At 56.1% G+C, this 888-nt stretch carries 1 protein-coding gene; it reads left to right on the plus strand.

Annotation, left to right across the window (positions count from 1 at the left end; all coding sequences use genetic code 11):
• Positions 1 to 226 precede the first annotated feature (226 nt).
• Positions 227 to 745 carry a GrpB family protein gene (locus tag LMJ29_RS00005; RefSeq protein ID WP_229602702.1) on the plus strand — a complete coding sequence of 173 codons (519 nt, stop codon included), beginning with the start codon at positions 227 to 229 and terminating at the stop codon, positions 743 to 745.
• Positions 746 to 888 lie beyond the last annotated feature (143 nt).

The raw sequence follows: 888 nt of genomic DNA on the forward strand, positions 1-888 counted from the left end.
CTGTCGCCCAGCTCATTACTACCTCTCGAGTTCACGCGACTTATGTATAACGCCGAGCGCCGAGCGTGGGAACGATCTAACAATCAATAGGCAGATTGGCCAAGTGCTCCACCGTAGCTGTCACGTATTGGCGGCGCTAGAATCCGGCCCGCATGGATGCTGTGGCGCACCTTCACAATCTTTGCGTTTTCCCTAGGACAAGTCCCCGAGACAAGGAACAAGCATCGTGGCGTTAACGAGCAAGATTTCACCCTATGACAGTAATTGGCCTGCGCTCTTCCTTGCTGCCAAGGAGCAAATCGCCAAGGCATTTGGCGAAGAGCTTATCGCCATCCATCATGTCGGAAGCACTGCCGTACCCGAACTGGCAGCCAAGCCGGAGATCGACATGCTGGTCGAGATTTCGGCACATCGAAATGAATCCTTACGCACAAGTGTCCTGAGCGAACTTGGATACGTACGCGGAAGTGATCTGTCGGCGGGACACCATTTTTATCGTCGCGATATCGATGGGGTGCGAACCCATAAGATCCATATCTGCCTTAGCGGCCACGATCAGATCGGAAGAATGCTCCGCTTTCGCGACATCCTCAGAAGCGATCCGATACTTCGCGAGTGCTATCAAGACTTGAAGCTGGCCCTGGAGGCAGACAACACCGGCGGCATCGGCGAATACCTCGCAGGCAAGGCGCCCTTTATCGACGGGGTCATGCAGTCGGTTTCTACCTCAAGCCCCGTGCAATAGGGGCGGACTGGCGGTCGCCGATCAGATGAGCTTGGGCGATCCCTGGGCAGACATGCGGTGGTAGGCCAGAAACGAGTCGTAGATACCGTCTTCCCCATCAGTGAGCAATGGCTCGCTGGCGATCGAACGGCACGCCGGACTTG

Source organism: Pseudomonas oryzagri (assembly GCF_020831405.1).
Classification (GTDB): Bacteria; Pseudomonadota; Gammaproteobacteria; order Pseudomonadales; family Pseudomonadaceae; genus Geopseudomonas; species Geopseudomonas oryzagri.